This is a genomic window from Pontibacter sp. MBLB2868 (assembly GCF_051904785.1).
Classification (GTDB): domain Bacteria; phylum Bacteroidota; class Bacteroidia; order Cytophagales; family Hymenobacteraceae; genus Pontibacter.
In genome coordinates this window covers 1,977,480-2,002,144 of sequence record NZ_CP196710.1, presented here as the reverse complement: position 1 = coordinate 2,002,144, position 24,665 = coordinate 1,977,480, and the positions used below count along the sequence as shown (strand labels likewise).

16 protein-coding genes are annotated in these 24,665 nt (G+C 46.0%); 13 read left to right on the top strand and 3 right to left on the bottom strand.

All coding sequences use genetic code 11. The annotated features are described in order from the left end of the window. Window positions 1-130: 130 nt before the first annotated feature. From ppsA to ACSX1A_RS08565, 6 genes are all read left to right on the top strand, one after another. The gene (gene ppsA / locus ACSX1A_RS08590; RefSeq protein WP_439883216.1) at window positions 131-2,560 is read left to right on the top strand and encodes a phosphoenolpyruvate synthase; all 2,430 of its coding nucleotides are present in this window, start codon (window positions 131-133) and stop codon (window positions 2,558-2,560) included. A 66-nt stretch (window positions 2,561-2,626) separates the two neighbouring features. Next, window positions 2,627-2,809: a hypothetical protein gene (locus tag ACSX1A_RS08585; RefSeq protein WP_439883215.1), complete on the top strand. Its 183-nt coding sequence runs from the start codon at window positions 2,627-2,629 to the stop codon at window positions 2,807-2,809. 56 nt (window positions 2,810-2,865) lie between these two features. Continuing rightward, complete coding sequence (locus tag ACSX1A_RS08580) at window positions 2,866-5,652, top strand: cation-translocating P-type ATPase (protein ID WP_439883214.1); 2,787 nt, start codon at window positions 2,866-2,868, stop codon at window positions 5,650-5,652. Between the two features lie 197 nt (window positions 5,653-5,849). Next, complete coding sequence (gene otsB / locus ACSX1A_RS08575) at window positions 5,850-7,439, top strand: trehalose-phosphatase (RefSeq protein ID WP_439883213.1); 1,590 nt, start codon at window positions 5,850-5,852, stop codon at window positions 7,437-7,439. After that, on the top strand, window positions 7,417-9,837 hold the full coding sequence (locus tag ACSX1A_RS08570) for a glycoside hydrolase family 65 protein (protein ID WP_439883212.1): 2,421 nt from the start codon (window positions 7,417-7,419) through the stop codon (window positions 9,835-9,837). Before otsB ends, ACSX1A_RS08570 begins: the two co-directional genes overlap by 23 nt. A 44-nt stretch (window positions 9,838-9,881) precedes the next feature. After that, the gene (locus ACSX1A_RS08565) at window positions 9,882-10,835 is read left to right on the top strand and encodes a 1-phosphofructokinase family hexose kinase (protein ID WP_439883211.1); all 954 of its coding nucleotides are present in this window, start codon (window positions 9,882-9,884) and stop codon (window positions 10,833-10,835) included. 41 nt (window positions 10,836-10,876) lie between these two features. Here ACSX1A_RS08565 and fbaA read toward each other — a convergent pair whose 3' ends face one another. From fbaA to ACSX1A_RS08550, 3 genes are all read right to left on the bottom strand, one after another. Further along, the gene (gene fbaA / locus ACSX1A_RS08560; protein ID WP_439883210.1) at window positions 10,877-11,953 is read right to left on the bottom strand and encodes a class II fructose-bisphosphate aldolase; all 1,077 of its coding nucleotides are present in this window, start codon (window positions 11,951-11,953) and stop codon (window positions 10,877-10,879) included. Between the two features lie 115 nt (window positions 11,954-12,068). Further along, complete coding sequence (locus tag ACSX1A_RS08555) at window positions 12,069-13,571, bottom strand: exonuclease domain-containing protein (protein ID WP_439883209.1); 1,503 nt, start codon at window positions 13,569-13,571, stop codon at window positions 12,069-12,071. Window positions 13,572-13,616: 45 nt separating this feature from the next. Beyond that, window positions 13,617-14,753, bottom strand: a complete 1,137-nt coding sequence (locus ACSX1A_RS08550) for an AI-2E family transporter (RefSeq protein ID WP_439883208.1) — start codon at window positions 14,751-14,753, stop codon at window positions 13,617-13,619. Window positions 14,754-15,103: 350 nt separating this feature from the next. On the opposite strand from ACSX1A_RS08550, the gene ACSX1A_RS08545 reads away from it, so the two are divergent. The 7 genes from ACSX1A_RS08545 (at window position 15,104) to rpmI (ending at window position 24,582) form a co-directional block, all read left to right on the top strand. Beyond that, window positions 15,104-16,966: a DNA topoisomerase IV subunit B gene (locus ACSX1A_RS08545; RefSeq protein WP_439883207.1), complete on the top strand. Its 1,863-nt coding sequence runs from the start codon at window positions 15,104-15,106 to the stop codon at window positions 16,964-16,966. Continuing rightward, the gene (locus ACSX1A_RS08540; protein WP_439883206.1) at window positions 16,959-19,709 is read left to right on the top strand and encodes a DNA gyrase/topoisomerase IV subunit A; all 2,751 of its coding nucleotides are present in this window, start codon (window positions 16,959-16,961) and stop codon (window positions 19,707-19,709) included. The genes ACSX1A_RS08545 and ACSX1A_RS08540 overlap by 8 nt, the downstream gene beginning before the upstream one ends. Before the next feature lie 62 nt (window positions 19,710-19,771). Continuing rightward, entirely contained in the window at window positions 19,772-20,557 is a 786-nt protein-coding gene (locus ACSX1A_RS08535; protein WP_439883205.1) for a hypothetical protein, read from the top strand. A gap of 125 nt (window positions 20,558-20,682) precedes the next feature. Further along, window positions 20,683-21,774, top strand: coding sequence for a tetratricopeptide repeat protein (locus tag ACSX1A_RS08530; RefSeq protein ID WP_439883204.1), 1,092 nt, complete (start codon window positions 20,683-20,685; stop codon window positions 21,772-21,774). A 6-nt stretch (window positions 21,775-21,780) separates the two neighbouring features. Then, window positions 21,781-23,718: a threonine--tRNA ligase gene (gene thrS, locus ACSX1A_RS08525; protein ID WP_439883203.1), complete on the top strand. Its 1,938-nt coding sequence runs from the start codon at window positions 21,781-21,783 to the stop codon at window positions 23,716-23,718. 121 nt (window positions 23,719-23,839) lie between these two features. Continuing rightward, on the top strand, window positions 23,840-24,364 hold the full coding sequence (gene infC / locus ACSX1A_RS08520; RefSeq protein WP_439883202.1) for a translation initiation factor IF-3: 525 nt from the start codon (window positions 23,840-23,842) through the stop codon (window positions 24,362-24,364). Between the two features lie 23 nt (window positions 24,365-24,387). Then, window positions 24,388-24,582 carry a 50S ribosomal protein L35 gene (gene rpmI, locus ACSX1A_RS08515; protein ID WP_241642560.1) on the top strand — a complete coding sequence of 65 codons (195 nt, stop codon included), beginning with the start codon at window positions 24,388-24,390 and terminating at the stop codon, window positions 24,580-24,582. The last annotated feature ends 83 nt before the right edge of the window (window positions 24,583-24,665 follow it).

Sequence of the window (24,665 nt, the reverse complement as noted above, 5' to 3'; positions counted from 1 at the left end):
ACGCAATTTAACCAATAATCTGTACCGATACTTATTCATAGCCGCTGATCACCAAATAGTAACATCAAAAAGTACCCTCCTTCGTAGGTAAAATTCAATGATTCAGTGTTTTAAAATAAATATATGAGTTATGGCAGTTTACGTGCAGCCTTACAAGCATATCAGTAACAAGGATACGGGTACGGTAGGAGGTAAGAACGCCTCTCTTGGAGAAATGATACAGCAGTTAAGTAAAAAAGGAATCAACGTGCCCAATGGTTTTGCAACAACTGCCGATGCCTATTACAAGTTCCTTGAATATAACGGCTTGGTGCAACCCCTTCAAAAGCTATTCGACTCCCTGGATACCCGTGAGTTCTCAAACTTACATAAGATAGGCAAAAAAGCGAGGGAACTGGTACTACAGGCAAAGATGCCGGAAGAGGTAGCCAGTGCCATTCGGGAAGCTTACAAACAACTGGAACAAGAAGAAGAAGGCATGAAAGCGGTAGCCGTTAGAAGTAGTGCTACAGCCGAAGATCTGCCTGAGGCAAGCTTTGCCGGTCAACATGATTCTTTTTTAAATATCAGGGGGATAGCGAATGTGCTAGATGCCTGCAGGAGCTGCTTTGCCTCTCTGTTTAATGATCGGGCTATTAAATACCGTGTCGACAATGGGTTTGAGCACATGAAAGTAGCCTTATCGGCAGGTGTGCAGCGCATGGTGCGTTCAGATGAAGCCAGCGCAGGCGTGTGTTTTACCATTGCACCCGATAGCGGCCTGGACAGCGTTATTTTTATTACAGGCAGCTGGGGCCTTGGGGATAATGTTGTGCAGGGAGCCGTAAATGCGGACGAATTTTACGTTTTCAAAGAAGGACTGCGGATGGGCAAGCGTGCCATCATCTCCAAAAAAATGGGAACAAAGAAGCAGACAATGGTATACGCTTCGGGCAATGCAAAAAAGACTGCCACAACAGCTGCTGCAAAAGCAGGTGAAAAGGAAACAACACGAAATATACCTACGCCAAAATCAAAGCAGGATAAGTGGGTGCTCTCTGACGAGGAGATAAACAGGATTGCTCATTGGGCTTTGCAAATAGAAAACCACTATGGAAAACCCATGGATATTGAGTGGGCTAAAGACGGTGAAACAGAAGCGCTTTTCATTGTGCAGGCAAGGCCGGAAACCGTGTATGGCAGTAAAAAAATTAACGCTATTAAAACCTATCATCTAACATCCAAAGGGCAGGTTATTACCACAGGAAATGCCATTGGAGTTAAGATAGCAGCCGGTAAGGCGAGGCTATTAACGACCCCCAAAGATATTGATAAGCTGCAGAAGGGAGACGTGCTGGTAACCGGCATTACCAACCCGGATTGGGACCCGGTACTAAAGAAAGCTTCTGCCATAGTAACTGAAAGTGGTGGCAGAACCAGCCATGCCGCTATTGTAGCCCGTGAGTTGGGTGCGGTTGCGGTTGTTGGTACAGGTAATGCCACCAAATGTATCAAGGATGGTCAGGTAGTGACAGTGTCTTGTGCCGGTGGCGAGGAGGGGAAAGTATATAAAGGCAAACTGGATTGGAAAGAGGAAGAGATCTGCCTGGATGACCTGGGTGCGCATGCAACCGAAGCCATGCTGATCTTGGGTGACCCGGATCAGGCATTTGAATATGCCATGTATCCGGTGGCAGGTGTAGGACTTATGCGCCTGGAGTTTATTATCACTAATAGCATTGAAGCACACCCGATGGCGCTTTTAAAGTTTAATGAACTTAAAGACAAAGAAGCCAGGAAAAAGATCAAAGAACTGACACGCCATTTCGCGAGCCCAGCATTATACTTCATAGAGCGTTTGTCGTTAGCGGTGGCCACCATTGGCGCAGCATTTTATCCGCGTGACGTGATTGTGAGAATGAGTGACTTTAAAAGTAATGAGTACGCCAATTTATTGGGAGGGCGGGAGTTTGAACCGAAAGAGGAAAATCCAATGATCGGTTTCAGGGGCGCCTCCCGGTACTATCATGAAGCTTACCGGGAGGGGTTTGAACTTGAGTGTAAAGCGATGCGGGTGGTGCGTGAAGAAATGGGACTAACTAACGTGAAACTCATGATACCATTTTGCCGCACCACAGACGAAGCCAGAAAAGTGGTGGAACTTATGGAAAAGCAGGGACTGAAGCAGGGTAAGAACAAATTGGAGATATACATGATGGTGGAAGTGCCCAGCAACGTAGTTTTACTGGAAGAGTTCGCTCAAATATTCGACGGTTTTTCTATCGGTTCCAACGACCTCACTCAATTAACATTAGGTATAGATCGTGATTCCTCTACTATAAGCAAATTGTTTAACGAACGAGATCCGGCAGCGGAGAAAATGATAGCCACAGCCATTGACAAAGCCAGGGCTTGTGGGCGTAAGATTGGCCTTTGTGGTCAGGCTCCCAGCGATTACCCTGAAGTAACACAGTTTTTAGTTGAGCAGGGTATCAACAGTATTTCCTTTAATCCGGATGCTTTAGCCCAAGGCATAAAAAATATCGTAGAAGCAGAAAGTAGAATCAAAATGAAAAAATGATTCTTACTGCTTAATATCTGGTGTAACGAGTAAAGAAGCATCACTAATTAAACATCCTGAATAGCTATGAAAGATGATACAAAAGGCACAGGAAAGAAAATAGGTAAGAAGAACCTTTTACGAGAAGATGATGGCAAACGTACTCCCCCCGGGCCAACAGGATATGTAACCGGAGGAGACACGAACGCCACAAGACCGGAACAAGGTCCGGATATTCCTCCGCAGGAGCGCACACAGGGTATTCCTTAGGGCTGCTTCTGTACCAGCTGCGCATCAAAACATCACACCCTGAACGTAGTCCTAATATGGCGATAGATCAGCAGTATCCATACCACAGCATTTCAGTTGAGGAAACGATCCGGAAACTTCAGACAGCCAGTGAGGGCTTAAGTCAGCAGGAGGCGCAGAAAAGGCTACAGGAGGTAGGGCCAAATGAGTTAAGTGGTAAAGAAGGCGTAAATCCGTTGCTACTTTTTCTCAAGCAGTTCAAAGACTTTCTTATACTTATACTTTTTCTGGCGGCAGGGGTGGCCTGGTATGCCGAACAGAGAGTGGATGTGTATGTAATATTAGGCGTGATCCTGTTTAATGCCATACTTGGGTTTCTGCAGGAGTACAGGGCTGAGAAAGCGATACTTGCCCTCAAGAATATGATAAAGCAGGAGGCCACTGTTTTGCGCGACGGAAACCCCCGGGTAGTGGAGGCAGAGCAACTGGTTCCGGGAGATGTAATCATGTTAGAAGAAGGAGATAGTATTCCGGCAGACGCACGCCTGATCTCCTGTAAGAATCTGAGAACGGAGGAAGCTTCTTTAACAGGAGAGTCGCTACCTGTTGAAAAACAAAGTACGCCACTGGACGAGAATACCAATCTCGGTGATCGGGCCAACATGATCTGGAAAGGAACCCATGTGGCAAGAGGTACCGCTAAAGCTGTTATCACGGGAACGGGCCCTCATACGGAACTGGGTAAAATATCCAGATCACTGGGTAACATTAAAGTTACCGCTACAAATTTTCGGAAAAAAACAGAACGCCTCGGAAAACAGATGGCGATTATCTCAATCGCCACATCTGTTGTCGTTTTCATACTCGGGTATTTTGTCAGGGACTTTGGCTTTGAAGAGGTGCTGCTGATCACAGTGGCAACCCTGGTATCTACTATACCGGAAGGCCTGCCTGCTGTAATATCAATTGTGCTGGCGATAGGCGCAAAACGCATGGCAAACCAAAATGCCATTATACGGGAATTTACTGCTACTGAAATGTTGGGGTCCGTATCAGTTATATTAACTGATAAAACCGGAACCCTCACCAAAAGCATTCTTACTGTAAAAAGGATCTTATTAGGTGATGGCACCGATCTGGATGTAAGTGGTACGGGGTATGGGATTGAGGGCGACATCAGGCAGGATAACCAGCTTGCAACACCTGAGCAGAACCATGTGCTGCACAAGCTACTACTTATTGCAGAAACCTGTAACAACGCCCGGCTGGGAGAGCCCAGGCTGAACGCAGCGAATGATGATCCACCCGATGAAGAGCCAGAAGTGTCCGGCGACCCTACAGAGTTGGCCTTACTCGTACTTGCAAAAAAGTCAAAGTCGAATAGTGGAGAAACTGATCTCAGGATAAGCACTGTGGATGATCTCCCTTTCAACTCAGAGCAAAAGTTCCGGGCTTCCCTTGTCAGTATGGATGGGCACAAAGAGCTCTTTGTAGTGGGGGCACCCGAAAGCATTCTTAAATTATCATCCAAAGTATTAACCCAAAATGGCGCTGAAGAGCTGACGGATGAACACCGGCTAAAGGTAGAGGAAAAGCTGAACGAATGGGCTGAAGATGCAATGCGTGTACTAGCCCTTGCTTACCGGGAAGCAGACGGCGCAACAGCAGAAGCAAAGGCAGACGATGTGCATGACCTGGTTTGGGTTGGTATAACCGGCATTGTTGATCCCCCTCGTGAGGGAGTGCAGGAGGCTGTTGCGGCCTGTAAGTCTGCAGGCATCAGGGTGATGATGGTAACTGGCGATCATAAAAAAACGGGGACCGCCATTGCCCGGGAAGTAGGGATACTGGATAAGCAGCAGCAGCAGAACGACAAGTATCCGGAAGCGCTGCAGGAAAATGAACTGGAGGTAGACGATACAACTTTCGAAGAACTGGTTGACCATGTCTCTGTCTATACCCGGGTGAGCCCAAATACTAAGTTACGCATTGCTGAGCACCTTCGGGATAAGGGGCACCTGATTGCTATGACAGGTGACGGCGTAAATGACGCGCCTGCACTTAAGCGTGCAGATGTTGGTATTGCAATGGGAATTAGGGGAACAGATGTAGCTAAAGATGCCTCACAGATTGTGCTGTCTGATGATAATTTTGCTACCATAGTCAAAGCAGTTCGTGAAGGGCGTATTGTATTCCAGAATGTACGACAAACCTCTTTTTTCCTGCTCACAACCAACTTCGCTTTTGTAGCGGTTTTTATTATTGCCATGGCAATAGGGTGGCCTTTCCCGCTTACAGCTACCCAGATTTTGTGGGTGAACCTGGTGACAGACGGAGTGATGGAGCTAGGCTTAGCCACTGAAAGAGGACACGGTGAGATAATGAAACAAAAACCCGTGAAGCGCGACGCCAATATTCTTGATAAAAGTGTTGTGCCGTATATTTTACTAATGAGCATCGTGATGCTCGGCCTGTCATTGGGGGCTTTTGCTTATTATTTGCCAAAAGGGGAAGAAATGGCGCGCACTGCAGTCTTTATTGTCATAGCCATGACACAGGTTTTCAACACATTTAACATGCGGTCCCTGGACCGATCAATATTTACCATTGGTCCGTTTAGCAACCGCTATGTTAACATCGCTTTTGTAGTGTCTTTGCTGCTGCAGTTGCTGGTAATTTATACCCCTTTCCTGAGTGGTGTTTTTAAATTCAGGGAGTTGCCGCTGTTTGACCTGTTGGTGCTGCTCGTGCTCTCTTCTTTTGTCATCTGGTTTGCTGAGATTTATAAACGGATACGCTTTGGTAGGCTAGAAGACAAAAGTCCTGAAGAGATGCAACTGGAAAGCGCACCACAAAATATATAGTTGAAGGATGAAATTTGAAAATGTACGCTCAGACAAATAGTATACGGCTTGTCCTCATCCCGTAAAATAAAACGCTATGCACCGGTCTGGCAGTGTAGATTTTAATAAACACTAAACAGGCTACATGTATGAAACGTTAAAACTGAATTGGCTTTGAATAGATTTAGATCATCAAAAATGAAAGAAATGGCGTAGGTATGCAGGAAAATATCAATGACTTACTGGATCAGAAACATATCAAGGCGTTGATACTGGACATGGACGGCGTGATTACACAAACTGCCCTTGTACATGCAAAGGCCTGGAAACGTATGTTTGATGATTACCTCGGTAAGCGTGGGAACCAGGAAGGAAAAGCGTACAAGCAACTGGACATTGCTACCGATTACAGGCAGTATATTGATGGTATCCCGAGGTATGATGGCGTGCGGAACTACCTTTCTTCCCGGGGGGTGGTTTTACCGGAAGGGCTACCCGGTGATGCTCCCGGTAAAGAAACCGTGGCTGGCCTAGGAAATCTTAAAAATGCTTACTTTCAGGAGTTGGTGAAGAAAATGGGTGTAGAAGTATACCCGGATACAATCAGTTGGCTTAAACAGCAGCGAAGCAGCGGTAGAAAAACAGCAGTGATTTCTGCGAGTAAAAATTGCAAAGCCATACTTGCTGCTGCAGGGATAGAATATCTTTTTGATGCCCTCGTGGATGGTGTGGAAGCTGTTAAGCTTGGCCTGAAAGGAAAGCCAGCACCTGATGTCTTTTTAGCAGCTGCAAACCTGCTAGGGGTAGCGCCAACAGAAGCAGCTATCTTCGAAGATGCGCTGGCAGGGGTGTCAGCAGGGCAGGCAGGAGGCTTCTCACTAGTAGTGGGAATTGACAGAGCAGACAATAAAGCACAACTTTTAAACCACGGAGCAGATGTGGTGATCAATAAATTTCCTACCATACAACCTATGAAAAACCAATCAGGTATTGAGCTTCAGAAGCGGGAGGCCAGGGAGCTTCCATCCGCACAGGAGAACCTCTCAAAGCTGTTAAACGGAAAGAAACCAGCTGTTTTCCTGGATTATGACGGCTGTCTGACGCCAATCGTGAAAGATCCTGACAAAGCCATACTATCGCCGGAGATGCGAGCCACATTGCGTCGTTTGGCTGAAGCATGTCCGGTAGCAGTTGTTAGCGGCCGCGACAGGGCAGATGTGGAGAAACTGGTGCAGCTACAAAACCTGTACTTTGCTGGCTCACACGGGTTCGACATTTCAGGACCCGGAAACATGCATATTGAGCCCGGAGGAGCAAAAGATGCCCTGCCTGCTTTGGAAGAAGCGGATGCGGAACTAAAGGAACGGTTAAAAACCATTGAAGGAGCCTTGGTTGAAAGAAAACGCTATGCCATCGCAGTGCATTACCGAAACGTGCCCGACGAAAAAGTAGAGGAGGTAAAACGCGTAACAGCTGATGTGCTGCAAAAGCATCGGCAGCTGAAGGAAGGGCTCGGGAAGAAGATCATCGAATTAAAACCAAACCTGGATTGGCATAAAGGCAAAGCCGTGTTGTGGTTAATGCAGGAATTAGATTTAAACAAACCGGATATCATTCCAATTTATATAGGAGACGATATAACAGATGAAGATGCTTTTGATACCCTTCAGGGGCAAGGCGTTGGAATCCTGGTTGGGGAGCATGATGAAAAAACAGCTGCAACTTACAGGCTGGAAGATGTAAATGAAGTACAGAAATTTCTGGAGACACTGACGCAAGTGATCTATGAAAAACAGCAACATGCATGATTGGAAAATTGTGTACGATACTTGGGTGCCGGAAGAGCAGCCACTGCGCGAGGCACTCAACACACTAGGGAACGGCTACCTGGCCACCAGGGGTGCTTTTGAAGAAAGTAATGCTGATAAAACAGTGCATTATCCGGGCACTTACCTGGCCGGGGGCTATGACAGGCTTATATCAGAGGTTTCAGGTAAAAAAATTGAGAACGAGGATCTTGTAAACTGGCCAAATTGGCTGCCAATGACCTTCAGGCACGCTGGGGAGGACTGGTTTGAGTTGGAGAAGGTCGAGCTGCTCGGATTTGTACAGGAACTGAATATGCTGCAAGGGGTCCTGGTGCGGGAACTACACTTTAAAGATGCGGCCGGCCGTGAGACAAAGTTGCTGAGCAGGCGCTTTGTAAGTATGGCTAACCCCCATGTGGCTGCCCTGGCCTGGGAACTGACACCCGTCAATTGGGCCGGGGAAATAGAAGTGCGTGCGGCACTGGATGGACGTGTCACGAACAGCGGTGTTGCCCGGTATCGCTCCCTCGCAAACGATCATCTGGAGCCGGTAGATTCAGACCAATACGATGAAGACTCGATTTACCTGGTAGTAACGACTAAGCAGTCGAAGGTTAGGATGGCACAGGCTGCCCGCACACTTGTTTTTAAGGATGGCAAACGGCTAGAGGTAGAGCGCCACTCCAGCGCAGAAAATAAATATGTAGAACAGGTACTCAGGATCAGTTGCAGCCGGGATCAACCTGTTCGTGTTGAAAAAGTAGTGCTAATTTATACTTCCCGTGACTTTGCAATTTCTGAACCGTTACAGGAGGCGCTTAAAAACATTGAAAGAATTGTAAGCTTTGAGCACCTGCTAAACAGCAATATCCATGCATGGCAGCGGTTGTGGAAACGCTGCGACCTGGAATTGGCTTGCAATGAAGAGGCGCAGTCAGTGCTACGGTTACATATCTTTCACTTGTTACAGACTGTATCTGCAAACTCCATCGGGCATGATGTTGGTGTGCCGGCGAGAGGGTTGCACGGTGAGGCGTACCGCGGCCACATTTTCTGGGATGAGCTTTTTATTTTTCCATACCTCAACCTGCGCCTCCCTGACCTGACACGTGCCTTGCTCATGTATCGATACCGCCGTTTACCCGAAGCGCGTTACGCTGCCCTGGAGGCAGGGTATAGGGGCGCCATGTTTCCCTGGCAAAGCGGTAGCAGTGGTCGTGAAGAAAGCCAGATCATTCACCTTAACCCTAAATCGGGACGATGGGTGCCAGATAATACTTTTTTGCAGCGCCACATTAACGCAGCAGTAGCTTATAATGTATGGCATTATTTTCAGGCAACCCACGACAGGGAATTCCTTACTTTTTATGGCGCGGAACTGATACTGGAGATCGCGCAATTCTGGTCTACTATAGCAATACTGAACGCTGATAGAGGGCGGTATGAAATACGCAATGTTGTTGGGCCTGATGAGTACCATACTGAATATCCCGGCTCTCCCTCTCCGGGGCTTAACAACAATGCCTATACCAATGTAATGGCGGTATGGGTGATACAGTGTGCCTTAAAAGTCTTTAAAACGATCGATCGTTCACGCCTGGATGAATTAATGGAGAAGTGCCAGATATCTACGGAAGACGTGGAGCGGTGGCAGCACATCAGTCAGCGGATGTATATTCCTTTTATAGGCGACAGCAACATAATCGCGCAATTTGAAGGGTATGAGGATCTGCAGGAGTTTCCATGGGAAGAGTATAAAGCTAAATATGGTGAGGCCATGCGGCTTGACAGGATACTGGAAAGCGAGAACAAAGATGTGAATGCATACAAAGCCAGTAAACAGGCCGATGTGATGATGCTTTTTTACCTGTTTTCGTCAGAAGAGTTAACAGAACTTTTTACACAACTGGGCTATACCTTCAAGCCGGAGAGTATACCCGAGAATGTCGCCTACTATGAAACCAGAACCTCGCACGGGTCCACGCTAAGTAAAATAGTGCATTCCTGGGTGTTGGCTCGCACAGACCGAAAACGATCCTGGTCCAATTTTGAAATTGCCCTGATGAGTGATGTGGAGGATGTGCAGGGTGGAACGACACCGGAAGGGATTCACTTAGGAGCCATGGCCGGTACCGTAGACCTGGTACAGCGATGCTATACCGGACTGGAGATCAGGGACGATATTTTGTGGTTTAACCCTGTTTTACCGGAGGAGATCGGCTGTTTGAATTTTCAGGTGCGTTACCGCAGCCACTGGCTGTCTTTGCAACTGACGCAGGACAAAATGATCATTACTTTCGACAAAGGTTGGACCCGTGAAGTACGGATTGGGGTGCTTGGGGAGGTATATACCTTTAAAACCGGAGACCAGAAAGAGTTTAACATCAAAAGAGAATAAACTGAATAGTTTTTAATAGTTACAGACCGTTTTTCAACCAAATAATGCACGAGATCATAACCATTACCCTGAACCCTGCCTTAGATAAAAGTACGCATGTACACCAGGTGCTCCCAGAGAAAAAATTACGTTGTGAAGAACCTGTTTATGAACCGGGAGGGGGCGGTATAAATGTATCAAGGGCATTAAAAAAATTAGGAGGAAGCTCTTGCTCCTGGTTTTTAGAGGGCGGCCCTTCTGGCCAGAAACTAAGTGAATTATTAAAGGAAGAGGGAATAGATTTCTGGACCGTTAAGACCAAGAACTGGAGCCGGGAAAACCTGATGGTGATGGAAGACAGTACTGGTAACCAATACCGGTTTGGAATGCCTGGTCCTTATACTCTTGAAGAAGAATGGCAGGCTTGCCTGAATAGGTTGGAAGATTTTAAAGATGAAGAGCTGCCGAAGTATGTGATTGCAAGCGGTAGTTTGCCCCCGGGCGTGCCAGATGACTTTTACATGCGTCTGGCTGAGATAGCCAACAGAAGAAAGTTTAAGCTGGTGGTAGATACCTCTGGCGAAGCACTTTTGAAAGCAGCAGGAGAAGGCGTTTATTTACTTAAGCCTAACCTGGGAGAATTAGCGGCCCTGGCAGGCAAAGAGGAAATATCTGCCCTGGAGCAGGAGGAAATTGCAAATAGGGTACTGGAGGAAGGCAAATGTCAGGTATTGGTTGTTTCTCTCGGGCCACGTGGCGCCATGTTAGCCTCTAAAGATCATGGGGTAAGTTATATCGTTCCGCCTACCGTGCCACCGAAAAGTGCTGTTGGTGCCGGTGATAGTATGGTAGCTGGAATGGTGCTTGGATTGGTACGGGGTTATTCGTTGGATGAGGTGGTGCGTTATGGTGTTGCAGCTGGTACTGCCGCCACTATGACTCCGGGGTCGGAACTTTGCCGGAAAGAAGATACCGACGAAATTTACCATTGGCTGCAGGAGCACAAGGTAAGGTTGTAAAAAAAGAATGGCGAAGTTTATACTTCGCCATTCTTGGTAAATTAATTGCGGTTATTCGCGTTTAAGTCAGTAAAAGCTTCTTTCAAACGCTCAATAAAATTCTTTTCGCCTTCGCGTAGCCAAACGCGCGGGTCATAGTACTTTTTGTTAGGAGCATCTTCGCCATCAGGGTTGCCGATCTGGCTCTGCAGGTAGCCTTTCTTGCTTTCGTAATAATTACGAACACCCTCCCAGAAGGCCCACTGCATATCTGTATCAATGTTCATTTTGATAGCACCATACTCAATTGCTTCCTTGATCTGGTGTTTTTCAGAACCAGAACCACCATGGAATACAAAGTTTACCGGGTTAGGGCCTGTACCGAACTTCTCCTGTATAAACTCTTGTGAGTTTTTAAGGATCTCAGGGCGCAGCTCCACATTACCTGGCTTATATACTCCATGCACGTTTCCGAAAGCAGCCGCAATAGTGAAGCGATCACTTATCTTTTTCAGTTCCTCGTAAGCATAGGCAACTTCCTCTGGCTGCGTGTACAGGTGCGTACTGTCAACATCCGTGTTGTCCACGCCGTCTTCCTCACCACCGGTTACACCCAATTCAATCTCTACGGTCATGCCAATGTTATTCATGCGCTTCAGGTAGCTGGCGCAAGTAGTAATATTCTCCTCGATCTCCTCTTCGGATAAATCAAGCATGTGTGAACTGAAAAGGGGCTTGCCATGCTGCTCGTAATACTTCTCACCGGCATCCAGAAGTCCGTCTATCCAGGGTAGAAGTTTTTTAGCTGCGTGGTCAGTGTGTAACACTACAGGCACACCATAGGCTTCTGCCATCAGGTGCACGTGCTGCGCACCGGATATGCCGCCTGCAATGGCTGCTTTCTGCTCGTCGTTGGCAAGGCCTTTTCCAGCAAAGAACTGGGCGCCACCATGCGAGAGCTGGATGATCACAGGAGAGTTAACAGCCTTTGCTGTTTCAAGCACGGCATTAACCGAATCGGTACCGATTACGTTAACAGCCGGCAGGGCAAAGTTATTTTCGTTGGCATACTTGAAAAGCTCGGTCACTTCTTCTCCGAAGAGCACACCAGGTCTGAATTTAGTTTTTGTTTCGCTCACAGTTATATATTTATGCTTAATAAGATTGTCGATTAAAGTTTGAATTACAGCAGATTTAGCAGGAAATCAAAAAAAAAGCATATAATTTCAATGTAGGAGGGTATATCCGCTACGTTTAGTCAAATACGATCACTTTGTCTTTGTGCTTGCCCCGCATATGGCCCCTGATGATCTGTTGCACGTCTTTATTGTCGTTGTACCGTGTGATGACATCTTTAAAATCTTCGAGTGTAGTGGCAGAAAAGGCATCGTCTATAAAACCAAAGCCCAGGTAAGTGCCATGTTCTACCACTACCACTGATTTTTCTCCCGGCTCGCGCCCTTTGCCTATAATTACAAAGCTATTATGCTCATAGGTGAAAGAATCGATGGCCTCATCCACGCGTTTGTTGTACTCTTCAGGCGTCTCTTTGCCGATACAGGCACCCTTGCATTGATGGACCTGGTAATCAAAACAGGCACCATTCGTTTTATACAAGTCGCAAAGCTTCTGGCAGAGGTTAAATTTAGCTACTTTATGAAACAGAAATCCTTTCGCTTTGTAATGGTTTGATAAAGCCACCAAAGGTGTCATGCTTACATCATCAGCACTATTCACACTTCCGAAAGTCAGCCGTTTGTAGCCATTGTCATCGGTATAAACATAGATGCCTGTGTTAAAGATGCTCCGCCGCTGTTGCCGGTTATAGTGGGGCTTCATGCGCTTTATCTCAGCAGATTCGAACAAGAGCGATACCAGCTCGTTCCCCATCAGCTCATACGTGATATCAGCGATGTTATTCTTAAAATCAAGCGACTTGCGACTTTTGTAGTCAATGTTAAAATGCTGAATGATGCGCTTCTTGATGTTGATGCTTTTGCCTACATAGATCACCTCGCCCTGTTCGTTATAAAAGTAATAAACACCGGGCACCATCGGTAACGCGTCTACCTGTTCCTTTGAGATGTTGGGCGGTAACAGAGAGGTTTTGATCTCCTGTTTCAGGGCTTGTGATGTTTCGGCAGCCATGTGCATATTACCGTCCACAACGGGGCGGTTCAGCCGTATGAGCTTATCAAATAGCTTTGCAGTGGCTTCTGCATCGCCAATAGCGCGGTGCCGTTGGTTAAGCGGTATCTCAATGCTTTTACAAAGCTTTCCTAAACTGTAAGAAGGTAAGCCTGGTATCAGCTTACGGCTCAGGCGTACGGTGCACAGTGTTTTGCGCTGGAAGGTGTAGCCCAGGTCGGCAAATTCCTTTTTAATAAAAGAGTAATCAAAGCGAACGTTGTGGGCTACAAATATCTTTCCTTCAGTAAATTCCACAATTTCTTTAGCAACCTCGTAAAACTTTGGCGCATCCTGCACCATTTCATCTGTGATGCCGGTAAGCTGTGAAATAAAGTAAGGGATCGGGCGCTGCGGATTTACTAGAGTATTGTATTTGTCAACGATCTTCTGGCCGTCGTGAATAAAAATTGCGATCTCTGTAATCTTATCCTGAGCAGGCTGTCCGCCTGTCGTCTCAATATCAATTATTGCGTACAAATGGTTTGGATTTAAGTCCGTTTCTTCCGGCTCATTGCCAGTTGCCAGTGGCTCTTCTCCTAAACCAATATTTTTAGTATTCCGTTTCAAATTTCAGCTGCTCAATGCATTGATAAAGTAAGGTATAGCTCTTACTTACTCGTCTTCTTTTCTTTTGCCGTGCCAGATACCATTCCACACTTCGTTGAACCATGTACTTACGCGCCCTGGTTTTTCATGATTTACTTCATGGATGTCTGCTAATAAGAATCCAAGCGGTGAAAGGGGAGGGTAAACATCAAATACCACTTTTAGCATGGCTATAAAAGGTATGGACAGGATCATGCCGGCAGGGCCCCATATTTCACCACCAATCAGCAAGGCAACAATGGCTGCAAATGGATTTATGCTGACCTTAGAGCCTACTACAAATGGTGTAATGAAATTACCTTCCAAAAACTGTACAAACATAAACACCACAACTACCAGCACAGCATCAACTAAATGCCCGGTAGTGGCCAGTGTAAACAAAGCAGGCACTGTAGCGCCTATCAAAATGCCTATATAAGGTATGATCGTCAGGATAGAGGCGAACACACCGAAGAAGATCGCATACTTTACCCCCAGCATTAAGAGTCCTGCAGAGTTAAGCAAAGCCACAATGAAGATCACAATCATAAGTCCTGAAATATAACTCTGCACCACATGCTGGATATTTACAACTGTCTGCACAAGCCCCCCGCGTCTGTCTTTGGACACGAATTTGAACACGAACTGCTCCAGGTGGTCACGGTAATAGAGGAAGCAGAAAACGAAAATAGGAACGATGGTAAAGGCAGCTATGGCGCCAGTGGTCATGGAAATAGTACTGCCTAAAAAGGAAGTGGTAATATCCTGCAGTCCGCCGATGGCATTGCGAACAAGCACACCCTTATCAGAAGGCTCAATACCGAATTTTATGTAGAAATAATTCTGCACTTTGTCCACCAGATCCCCAATGTTTTTGCCTATTGTGTCCAGCTCAGAGGTAAGGCTGATGAGCTGCATGGAGAGAAACCAGACCACAATGCCGAGTATCGACATTACAAGCACGATGCATAACAGGATGGCCAGCGGGCGAGGAACATGCCACCGTTCCAGGTCCCTGGTCAGGGGTAGTAACAGCAATGCAAAAAGCGAAGCAAAACATAAGGGAACAAGAACAGACTGGAATGTCTGCAGAAGCCAGATCAGCAAAATGATGCCTAGTAATATGACTACAAGCTTAAAATACTTAGGTAATTTAATTTCCATTTATAGTTGGGTACTCTAACAAAAAGCAGCTTAACAAGGGACTAAAAATACGCAAATGTTCTTCTTTAACTATAGAAGTTTTTATATATTATATTTACTAAAAATGTTAGCCAAAGTACGTATTAAATATCTTGTTTTTGATGAACCAGTGCCGTAATTTTATGGTTCTATAATGGTGACGCATAAAACAGGCGTATCAATGCCTTTAAATTTGGCTAAAATAATTAGCATTATACGTTTCATTCTGCTTGTTTAAGCAGGTGGCTGGAACTAATTGTTGCGCTGTGTCGCTTTTATTTTTTTATATTTCCGATTGATTTTACCTAAACAACTACACTTACGCTTACAGAATGGCAGAGTTAGAGCATAATTACACCGAAGACAGTATCAGATCGCTGGAGCCGCGGGAGCACATCAGGTTGCGCCCTGGTATGTACATTGGTAAACTTGGTGATGGGTCTTCTGCAGACGACGGTATTTACATACTGGTGAAAGAAGTTGTCGACAACTCCATTGATGAACACGTGATGGGATTTGGTAAGACGATTGACATCAAAATTTCAGATCACAAAGTACAGGTACGTGACTACGGAAGGGGCATTCCGCTTGGTAAAGTGATTGACTGTGTGAGCAAGATCAATACAGGTGGTAAGTATGATAGTAAAGCCTTTCAGAAATCTGTAGGTCTGAATGGTGTGGGTACAAAGGCCGTAAATGCACTCTCCAGTTATTTCCGCATTCAGTCTGTGCGGGATGGCAAAATGAAGGCCGCCGAGTTTGAAAGAGGGGTGTTGACAGAGGACCTGGACCTGCAGGACTCTTCTCAGCGCAATGGTACCCTTACAATTTTCACACCGGACGATACGATCTTCAAGAACTACCAGTTTAACCCGGATTATCTTGAAAACCAGATATGGAACTACGTGTACCTGAACGCGGGTCTTACCATTAATTTCAATGGCAAAAAGTACTATTCTGAAAACGGTCTTCTGGACCTACTGCGCAACAAAGCAGATGAAGAAAGTATGCGTTACCCGATCATTCACCTGAAAGGTGAAGATATTGAACTGGCGTTAACGCACGGTAACGATTACGGGGAAGAGTATTATTCTTTCGTGAACGGCCAGTACACGACCATGGGGGGGACGCACCTGGCGGCTTTCCGTGAAGCAGTGGTAAAGACAGTGCGCGACTTCTATAAAAAAGACTTCGATGCCACAGATATTCGTGGCTCAATAGTAGGTGCTATTTCCCTGCGTGTTCAGGAACCAGTGTTTGAGTCGCAGACCAAAACCAAGCTGGGTTCTATTGAAATGGGACCTGAAGGACCTGCAGTGCGCGCTTTCATAAATGATTTTGTGAAAGAGCACCTGGATAATTTCCTGCATAAGAACCCGTCAACGGCAGAAGCTTTACTGAAGCGGATCATGCAAAGCGAGCGTGAGCGCAAAGATATGGCCGGAGTAAAAAAACTGGCTAACCAGCGCGCTAAGAAGGCTAACCTGCACAACCGTAAATTGCGCGATTGCCGTCTGCACTTCACCGAAGATAAAGATGAGCGTAACCTGCTTACCACGCTTTTCATTACTGAGGGTGACTCGGCAAGTGGGTCGATCACAAAATCACGGAACGTAGATACGGAAGCTGTTTTCAGTTTAAGAGGTAAACCCTTGAACTGTTATGGACTGAAGAAAAAGGTGGTTTACGAGAACGAGGAGTTTAACCTGTTACAGCACGCCCTTAATATTGAAGAAGGCCTGGAAGGCTTGCGCTACAACCGTGTGGTGATCGCTACAGACGCAGACGTGGACGGTATGCACATTCGTTTGCTGTTGCTTACTTTCTTCCTGCAGTTCTTCCCGGATCTGGTAAAGAACGGTCACGTGTACATCCTGGAAACACCTCTTTTCAGGGTGCGCAATAAGAAAGAAACGATATACTGTTACAATGAATCAGAGAAGCAGGAAGCGATAAGTAAATTGGGCAAACGTCCGGAGATCACCCGATTTAAGGGCCTTGGAGAGATCTCGCCGGATGAATTCGGTAAGTTTATCGGTGACAATATCAAACTAAAGCCAGTGATCCTGCAGAAGGACACGACTATACAGAAGATGCTGGGCTATTACATGGGTAAGAATACGCCTGAGCGTCAGAATTTCATTATAGATAATTTGAAGGTAGAAAAAGACATAGTTGAAGAATTATATGCATAACGACGAACCGAATAACGAACTAGAAAGAGATGACGATTTGCATGTTGAGTTTACAGACGGTGAAGAGGAGACAATCCATAATGTAACCCCTGTTTCCGGTTTGTATGAGAACTGGTTCTTAGACTATGCTTCTTATGTGATCCTGGAGCGGGCAGTGCCGGCAATAGAAGATGGTTTGAAGCCAGTTCAGCGCCGTATTCTTCACGCTATGAAGGAAATGGACGATGGTCGCTTTAACAAGGTGGCTAACGTGATCGGGCAGACGATGCAGTACCACCCGCATGGTGACGCCTCTATCGGCGATGCCATGGTGAACCTAGGCCAGAAAGACTTATTGATCGAGACCCAGGGTAACTGGGGTGATGTGCGTACCGGAGACAGTGCGGCGGCACCTCGTTATATAGAAGCGCGCCTTTCTAAGTTCGCCCTGGATGTGGTATTCAACCCGCAGACAACTCCCTGGCAGCTCTCGTACGATGGCCGAAAGAATGAGCCGATAACCTTGCCGGTGAAGTTCCCTTTGCTTTTGGCACAGGGCGTGGAAGGTATTGCCGTAGGACTTTCTACGAAGATCATGCCGCACAACTTTAAGGAGTTGTTAAAGGGCTCTATAGATGTTCTTAAAGGGCGTAGCACTACCTTGCTGCCGGACTTTCCGAACGGGGGGCAAGTGGATGTCACGAACTACAACAATGGTATGCGTGGCGGCAGGATACGCGTGCGGGCTACTATTGAGAAAGTGGATAAGACCATGCTCATCATTCGTGATGTGCCCTACGGTGTAACCACAACTGGTCTTATGGAATCGATTGTAAAGGCAAGCGAGAACAATAAGATCAAGATCAAGAAAGTAATAGATAATACTGCAGCAAATGTAGAGATACAGGTGCATCTGCCAGCCGGTGTTTCGCCTGACCTTACCATGGATGCGCTTTATGCATTTACGGATTGTGAGGTTTCGATCTCTCCTAACACCTGTGTAATCATAGACGATAAGCCACACTTTATGAGTGTGGATGAGCTGCTTCGTATTTCTACTTTCAAAACAGTAGACCTGCTGAAACGTGAACTGGAAATACGCAAAGGCGAGCTGGAAGACAGGTGGCATTATTCATCGCTGGAGAAGATATTTATTGAAAATCGTATCTATCGTGATATAGAAGAGTGTGAAACCTGGGAGGCGGTGATCACGGCAATTGATAAAGGCCTGGACCCGTTCAAGAAGCTGTTGCGCCGTGAAGTGACAGAAGAAGACATTGTTCGCCTGACTGAGATCAAGATCAAGCGCATCTCAAAGTTTGACTCCTTTAAAGCGGATGAGTATATAAATAAGCTGGAAGAGGAGATGGCCGAGGTAGATGATAACCTGGCTAACCTGGTGCGCTATGCGATTGCGTATTTTGAGGCCTTGCTGAAGAAGTACGGACAGGGGCGCGACCGTAAGACACAGCTCAAAACGTTTGACGTGATCACAGCACAAAAGGTGGCAATTGCTAACCAGAAGCTGTACATGAACGCGAAAGACGGTTTTATTGGTACCAGTTTGCGTAAAGATGAGTTCGTGTGCGATTGCTCGGATATGGATGACATCATCGTATTCCGTAAGGACGGTAAGTTTACTGTAACCAAAGTTGCCGATAAAACCTTTGTTGGCAAAGACATCATCATGGCCGGCGTTTACAATAAGAACGATGAGCACATGGTGTATAATATGATTTACGTGGATGGAAAAACAGGCGTGTCCTTTGCGAAACGGTTTGCTGTGAAATCCATTACCCGTGATAAGGAATATGACCTTACCAAAGGCAGCAAAGGATCTAAAGTACATTACCTGACAGCCAACCCTAACTCTGAGTCGGAAGTAGTTACGATAACCTTGTCACCGCAGTCAACGGCCCGTAACAAAGTACTGGACTATGACTTTGCCGAACTGATGATCAAAGGGAAGGGGTCTAACGGTAATATCGTGACGAAATACCCTGTGAAGAAGGTTGTGCAGAAGAGTTTGGGCGATTCTACCCTGGGGGGGCGTGAGATCTACTACGATGAGGTGATTGGCCGACTCAATACAGAAGCGCGTGGCCGTTATCTTGGCTCTTTTAATACAGATGATACCATACTTGTGATCTACGAGGATGGTAGTTATGAGCTGACTTCTTTTGATCTGGCTAACCATTATACAGTTGAGAAGATCAAGGTGCTTCAGAAGTTTGAGCCGGAGTTGGTTGTCTCTGCTATTTACTTTGATGGTGAGAATAAAACATATTACGTAAAACGCTTCAACATAGAGACCAGTACCATTGGCAAGCGTTTCACCTTTATTTCAGAGAGCAAGAATTCAAGACTGGAAGCTGTTTCTACGCATCCTGTACCGCTTGCCAGCATTAAATTCAAGCTTAGCCTTCGTGGTGAAAAAGAGACTGAAAAACTGCTGCTGAGCGACTTTATAGATGTAAAGGGTTGGAAAGCTATGGGTAATAAGCTGAACTACTTCAAGATCTATGATGTGGAAGTGCCAAAGATGGAGGTAGTGGAGCAGCCACAGGATGAGAAAGGAAAAGCAAAGAAGCCGGCCCCCAAAAGAGGACCAGTTACGCTACCTTCTGAATTGAAAGAACTAGCTGAGGAGGCGGCCAAAATTAGCGGGAGTCAACCTGCAGGTACAGATGACGTAGAACCGGAGACAGACGAACAAGCCGAAAAAAGAGCCCTTAAAGAGAAAAAGCAGCTGGATCTCTTCTGATCCAGCTGAAAAATCTTGCTAAAGTCTTAGCTTTCACGTATATTGTAAGGTGTGTAGTATATATGAAAAGACTTTGTAAAGTATATCTTATCATCTTTCTTCTCGGATTAGCCTGTCCTGTTGTAAAAGCAGATGGCAATTCTTCTGAGAATGAGAAGCTGCTTCAGCAGGCAGAGAAGCTATTGAACAATTACAAGGACAGCGAAGCGCTGTTGTTGTATGAGCAAATCATTGCAACTTCTGCCGATAATTATGAAGCACTTTGTAAAGCCAGTTTCCTGCACAGCCGGATCGGAGACAGGTATACAGATGAAACACAAAAGTCAAAACACTTTGCAATAGCCCGTGAATATGCCCAAAAGGCCTATGACCTGAATCCCAAAGATGCGGAATCCAATTACGTGATGGCTTTGTCGATTGGTTGCCAGGCCATGATATCTGGCCCGAAAGATAAGCTTGCAGGCATAAATCAGGTGAAGACTTTTCTGGATGCTGCCTTGGCCAGCAATAGTCATCATGCTGGAGCCTGGCATATATTAGGCCGTTGGTACTTCAAAATGGCCAATCTGAATTTTGCGGAAAAAGCGGCTTCCAAATTTATGTTTGGAGGCGTTTGTGAGGAAGCAACAAACACAGATGCAGCCAATGCCATTGAAAATGCCATTAAGTATAGTCCTGAAAACATCCGGTACTATTACGATCTGGCGTGTGTTTATGAAGAGATGAAGGATGATTCGGCCTGCATTGCTACCCTGGAAAAAGCAATTAACCTTAACCTTCAAACGAAGGAGGAACTGGAAATAAGCAGGCGCTGCAAATTGTTATTACATCAGAAGAAGAAAATTTAATGTATATAAGTTAGAAAGAAAGCCTGCTACCTCACATGTGGCAGGCTTTCTTTTTTGTTTCTATTTATTTAAAATGTCTTAATTTAGCGCCAATAAGCGGTTGAAAAGGCGCAGAGGTTTAAAATATGCCAATTAAAGGAGTAGTTGTATCGGGGCTTTTCATGGTATGGGTGCTACTTGCCGGTTGTAGTATTGATAATGGGAGCCATGAACGTATGGTCAACCTGGATCAGGTGAAGGACAATCCTGAGGCACAGCTGCAAAACCTGAATGAAGCTATCGCGCAATCGAAAAGGGACGGAAGTCTGTATGCCAGAAGGGCTATAGTTCTGCTGAGAAAGGGAGAGTTGACAAAGGCGCTGGAAGATGCAGACAAGGCGGTACATTTAACTAAAAATGAGCCATTCAGCTTATTTGTGAAAGCGCAGGTACTAAGGGCTTTAAATAGACCAAACGAAGCGTTACCGCTTGCCTTGCAGGCTGAGCGTAACTCGTATCAAAGCAGTTCGCTGTATGTTTTACTAGGGGAATTATACCTCCAGAAAAAGCAATACCAACAGGCATCGGCTTATTTAAAGAAGGCTCAGGAACTGTCGCCTTCGGATGAGTTTGTCTTTTACTTTAAGGGGCGAGTGGCCGAGGTTACTTCCGATACGCTGAGGGCCGTTAATAATTACAAACTGGCTGTTGATCAGGCTCCTGAATTTATGGAACCGCAGCGGGAGCTGGCTGGGGTTTACATCGCCCGAAAAGAGTATGCTGCTGCACAACCCTACCTGAAGGCAATTGAGAAATCGGCTGCTAAAGATGGGTTGGTATGGTTTTACAAAGGATTGATTTACCAGAGTGAACAGAAACAGGATAGCGCCATCTGGTCCTTCTCAAAAGCAGTAGCATTGAGCGACTCTTTATTGGAAGCGCATTACAAACTGGGACTGGCCAGGTACACAAGGGGGGAAACAGAGCTTGCCCTGCAACATTTGGTGAAAGCCTACCCCAAGTATAGAAACACTCCAGGGTACCTGTTAACACTTGCCGGTGCTTACGAGCGAACCGGGCAAGCTGACAAAGCCTTGGAAACTTACCAGCAGCTAGTAAAGGTAGAACCTCAGAATAGCTACGGGTACAAGGCAATCAGCCGCCTGAAGTATAAATTAACAAAACCATTGCCTGATACCACAACTGTGGTGCAGGATAAGATAGAACTACTAGATTAACGATACATGATCAACATCACACTACCAGATGGCTCTGTCCGCCAATATTCAAAGGGTGTTACAAGCTATGAGATCGCACAAAGTATAAGCGAAGGCTTAGCCAGAAATGTGCTTGCTGCAAAAGTAAACGACACTGTTTGGGACCTGACGCGTCCGATCAATGAGGATGCTGCTGTGCAGTTGCTCTCCTGGAATGATGATCTGGGTAAAAACACCTTCTGGCACTCTTCGGCTCACTTGCTGGCCGAGGCGCTGGAGGAACTGTACCCGGGCGTGAAGTTTGGAATCGGACCTCCTATTGAGAGTGGTTTTTATTACGATGTTGACCTGGGAGAGCATACTTTCTCACAGGATGACTTTGCTAAAGTAGAACAGAAAATGCTTGAGCTTGCCAGAAACAAGAGCGAGTACGTTCGCAGAGAGGTTTCCAAGGCTGAAGCAGTTGAATATTTTACGCAGAAAGGCGACGAATATAAGCTTGACCTGATCAAGGACCTGGAAGATGGTACAATTACGTTCTACAGCCAGGGTAACTTTGTAGACCTTTGCCGTGGCCCGCACCTGCCCAATACAGGCTCTATCAAAGCTGTGAAGCTGATGAACGTGGCCGGTGCATACTGGAGAGGAGATGAGAAAAGTAAACAGCTGACCCGTATTTACGGTATCACTTTCCCGAAGCAGAAAGAACTGACAGAATACCTGGAGCGACTGGAGGAAGCTAAAAAGCGTGACCACCGCAAGCTGGGGAAAGAGTTAGAGCTTTTCGCTTTCTCGGAGAAAGTGGGTATGGGCTTGCCGCTATGGCTGCCAAAAGGCACTTTATTACGTGAGCGCCTGGAGCAGTTCATGCGTAAGGCACAGGTAAAAGCGGGCTATCAGCCAGTGGTAACCCCGCATATCGGAAGCAAGGAACTGTATGTTACTTCCGGCCATTACGAAAAGTATGGCGCAGATTCTTTCCAGCCAATTAAAACGCCAAATGAGGGCGAGGAGTTCTTCCTGAAGCCGATGAACTGTCCGCACCATTGCGAGATCTATAAAACGCGTCCACGCTCTTATAAAGAGCTCCCTGTGCGTCTGGCTGAGTTTGGTACCGTATATCGTTACGAGCAGAGTGGCGAGTTGCATGGTTTAACCCGTGTGCGGGGCTTTACCCAGGATGATGCCCACATCTTTTGCCGCCCTGATCAGGTAAAGGAAGAGTTCATCAAGGTGATTGATCTAGTGCTTTACGTGTTTAAGGCGCTGGGCTTTGACGACTATACTGCCCAGATTTCATTGCGTGACCCAAATAACAAGACCAAATACATTGGTGGCGATGAGGCTTGGGAGAAAGCAGAAAGTGCTATTATAGAGGCTGCGGAGGAGAAAGGCCTGCGTACTGTAACCGAATTGGGAGAGGCTGCGTTTTACGGACCAAAGCTCGACTTTATGGTGAAGGACGCTCTTGGGCGCAAGTGGCAGCTTGGAACTATTCAGGTAGATTATCAGTTGCCAGAACGCTTCCAGTTGGAATATATTGGAGCGGATAACCAGAAACATCGCCCGGTAATGATTCACCGTGCACCTTTCGGCTCACTGGAGCGTTTTGTAGCTGTTCTGATAGAGCATTGCGGTGGTAATTTCCCGCTTTGGTTAAGCCCTGAGCAGTTTGCTATTCTGCCTATCTCTGAGAAGTACCACGATTTTGCACAGGAAGTTTATAACCGCCTGCAGGAAGAGGATATCAGAGGGTTTGTAGACAATCGGGATGAGAAAATTGGCCGTAAGATACGGGACGCCGAAGTTGGCAAGGTGCCTTACATGCTGATCGTAGGGGAGAAAGAGCAGGAGAACAATGCAGTTTCCGTACGTAAACATGGCGAAGGTGATTTAGGCTCGATGACAGTAGAGGAATATATCAGCCTGTTTAAGAGCAAAATAGCCGAAACATTGAATAATTAAGAAAGATATTTTCTTTTTGATAGATAAATTGCGATATTCGCACCCTAATTGTAAAAACTTTAAAAATTAAGGAGGTACAACTATAGCTACGCAAAATAGGCGCTATATCCCACGCGGAAAGGTGGAGGAGCCATACAAAGTCAACGATAAAATAACTGCCAGAGAAGTCAGGTTAGTAGGTGACAATGTTGAGCAAGGAGTATACTCAACCAGAGATGCTCAAAAGATAGCGAATGAGCAGAATCTTGACCTTGTTGAGATTTCACCAACAGCTAATCCACCTGTGTGCCGGATCATCGACTACTCGAAATTTAAGTACGAGCAGAAGAAGAAAACGCGCGAGATGAAGGCGAAAGCGCAGAAAGTTGTGATCAAAGAAATTCGTTTCGGTCCTAACACGGATGATCATGACTTTGAATTTAAGCTGAAGCACGCAAAGTCATTCTTAGAAAGCGGCTATAAGATCAAATCTTATGTGCACTTTGTCGGACGGACAATCGTGTTCAAGGAAAGAGGGGAGATCCTTCTACTTAAATTCGCTCAGGCGCTGGAGGATTTGGCGAAAGTTGAGCAGCTGCCAAAGCTGGAAGGTAAAAGAATGTTCTTAATTCTTGCTCCTAAAGTGGCACCTGCGACTAAAGGTTAATTTTTTCAATCAATTATATAATCATGCCAAAAGTAAAAACTAAATCTGGTGCAAAGAAGCGTTTTTCTTTGACAGGTACTGGCAAAATTAAGCGTAAGCACGCTTACAAAAGCCACATCCTGACCAAGAAAACGACGAAGCAGAAGCGTAACCTTACTCACATCGGCCTTGTTAGCTCAGCTGACACTGACAGAGTAAAAGCAATGCTTAACATTTAATTATTTCAGGTTAACTATTAGTACGAACCCAGTGCCTGGTCTTTTTGAAGATTAACCATAATCACCAGTCGCTAAAACTTTAA

What these genes read in the sequence shown, in the direction of transcription:
- rpmI (WP_241642560.1), top strand. Translation starts at nt 24,388, where the DNA reads ATGCCAAAAGTAAAAACTAAATCTGGTGCAAAGAAGCGTTTTTCTTTG.
- ACSX1A_RS08585 (WP_439883215.1), top strand. Translation starts at nt 2,627, where the DNA reads ATGAAAGATGATACAAAAGGCACAGGAAAGAAAATAGGTAAGAAGAAC.
- ACSX1A_RS08570 (WP_439883212.1), top strand. Translation starts at nt 7,417, where the DNA reads ATGAAAAACAGCAACATGCATGATTGGAAAATTGTGTACGATACTTGG.
- ACSX1A_RS08545 (WP_439883207.1), top strand. Translation starts at nt 15,104, where the DNA reads ATGGCAGAGTTAGAGCATAATTACACCGAAGACAGTATCAGATCGCTG.
- ppsA (WP_439883216.1), top strand. Translation starts at nt 131, where the DNA reads ATGGCAGTTTACGTGCAGCCTTACAAGCATATCAGTAACAAGGATACG.
- ACSX1A_RS08580 (WP_439883214.1), top strand. Translation starts at nt 2,866, where the DNA reads ATGGCGATAGATCAGCAGTATCCATACCACAGCATTTCAGTTGAGGAA.
- ACSX1A_RS08530 (WP_439883204.1), top strand. Translation starts at nt 20,683, where the DNA reads ATGCCAATTAAAGGAGTAGTTGTATCGGGGCTTTTCATGGTATGGGTG.
- ACSX1A_RS08565 (WP_439883211.1), top strand. Translation starts at nt 9,882, where the DNA reads ATGCACGAGATCATAACCATTACCCTGAACCCTGCCTTAGATAAAAGT.
- ACSX1A_RS08550 (WP_439883208.1), bottom strand. Translation starts at nt 14,753, where the DNA reads ATGGAAATTAAATTACCTAAGTATTTTAAGCTTGTAGTCATATTACTA.
- ACSX1A_RS08535 (WP_439883205.1), top strand. Translation starts at nt 19,772, where the DNA reads ATGAAAAGACTTTGTAAAGTATATCTTATCATCTTTCTTCTCGGATTA.
- thrS (WP_439883203.1), top strand. Translation starts at nt 21,781, where the DNA reads ATGATCAACATCACACTACCAGATGGCTCTGTCCGCCAATATTCAAAG.
- otsB (WP_439883213.1), top strand. Translation starts at nt 5,850, where the DNA reads ATGCAGGAAAATATCAATGACTTACTGGATCAGAAACATATCAAGGCG.
- ACSX1A_RS08540 (WP_439883206.1), top strand. Translation starts at nt 16,959, where the DNA reads ATGCATAACGACGAACCGAATAACGAACTAGAAAGAGATGACGATTTG.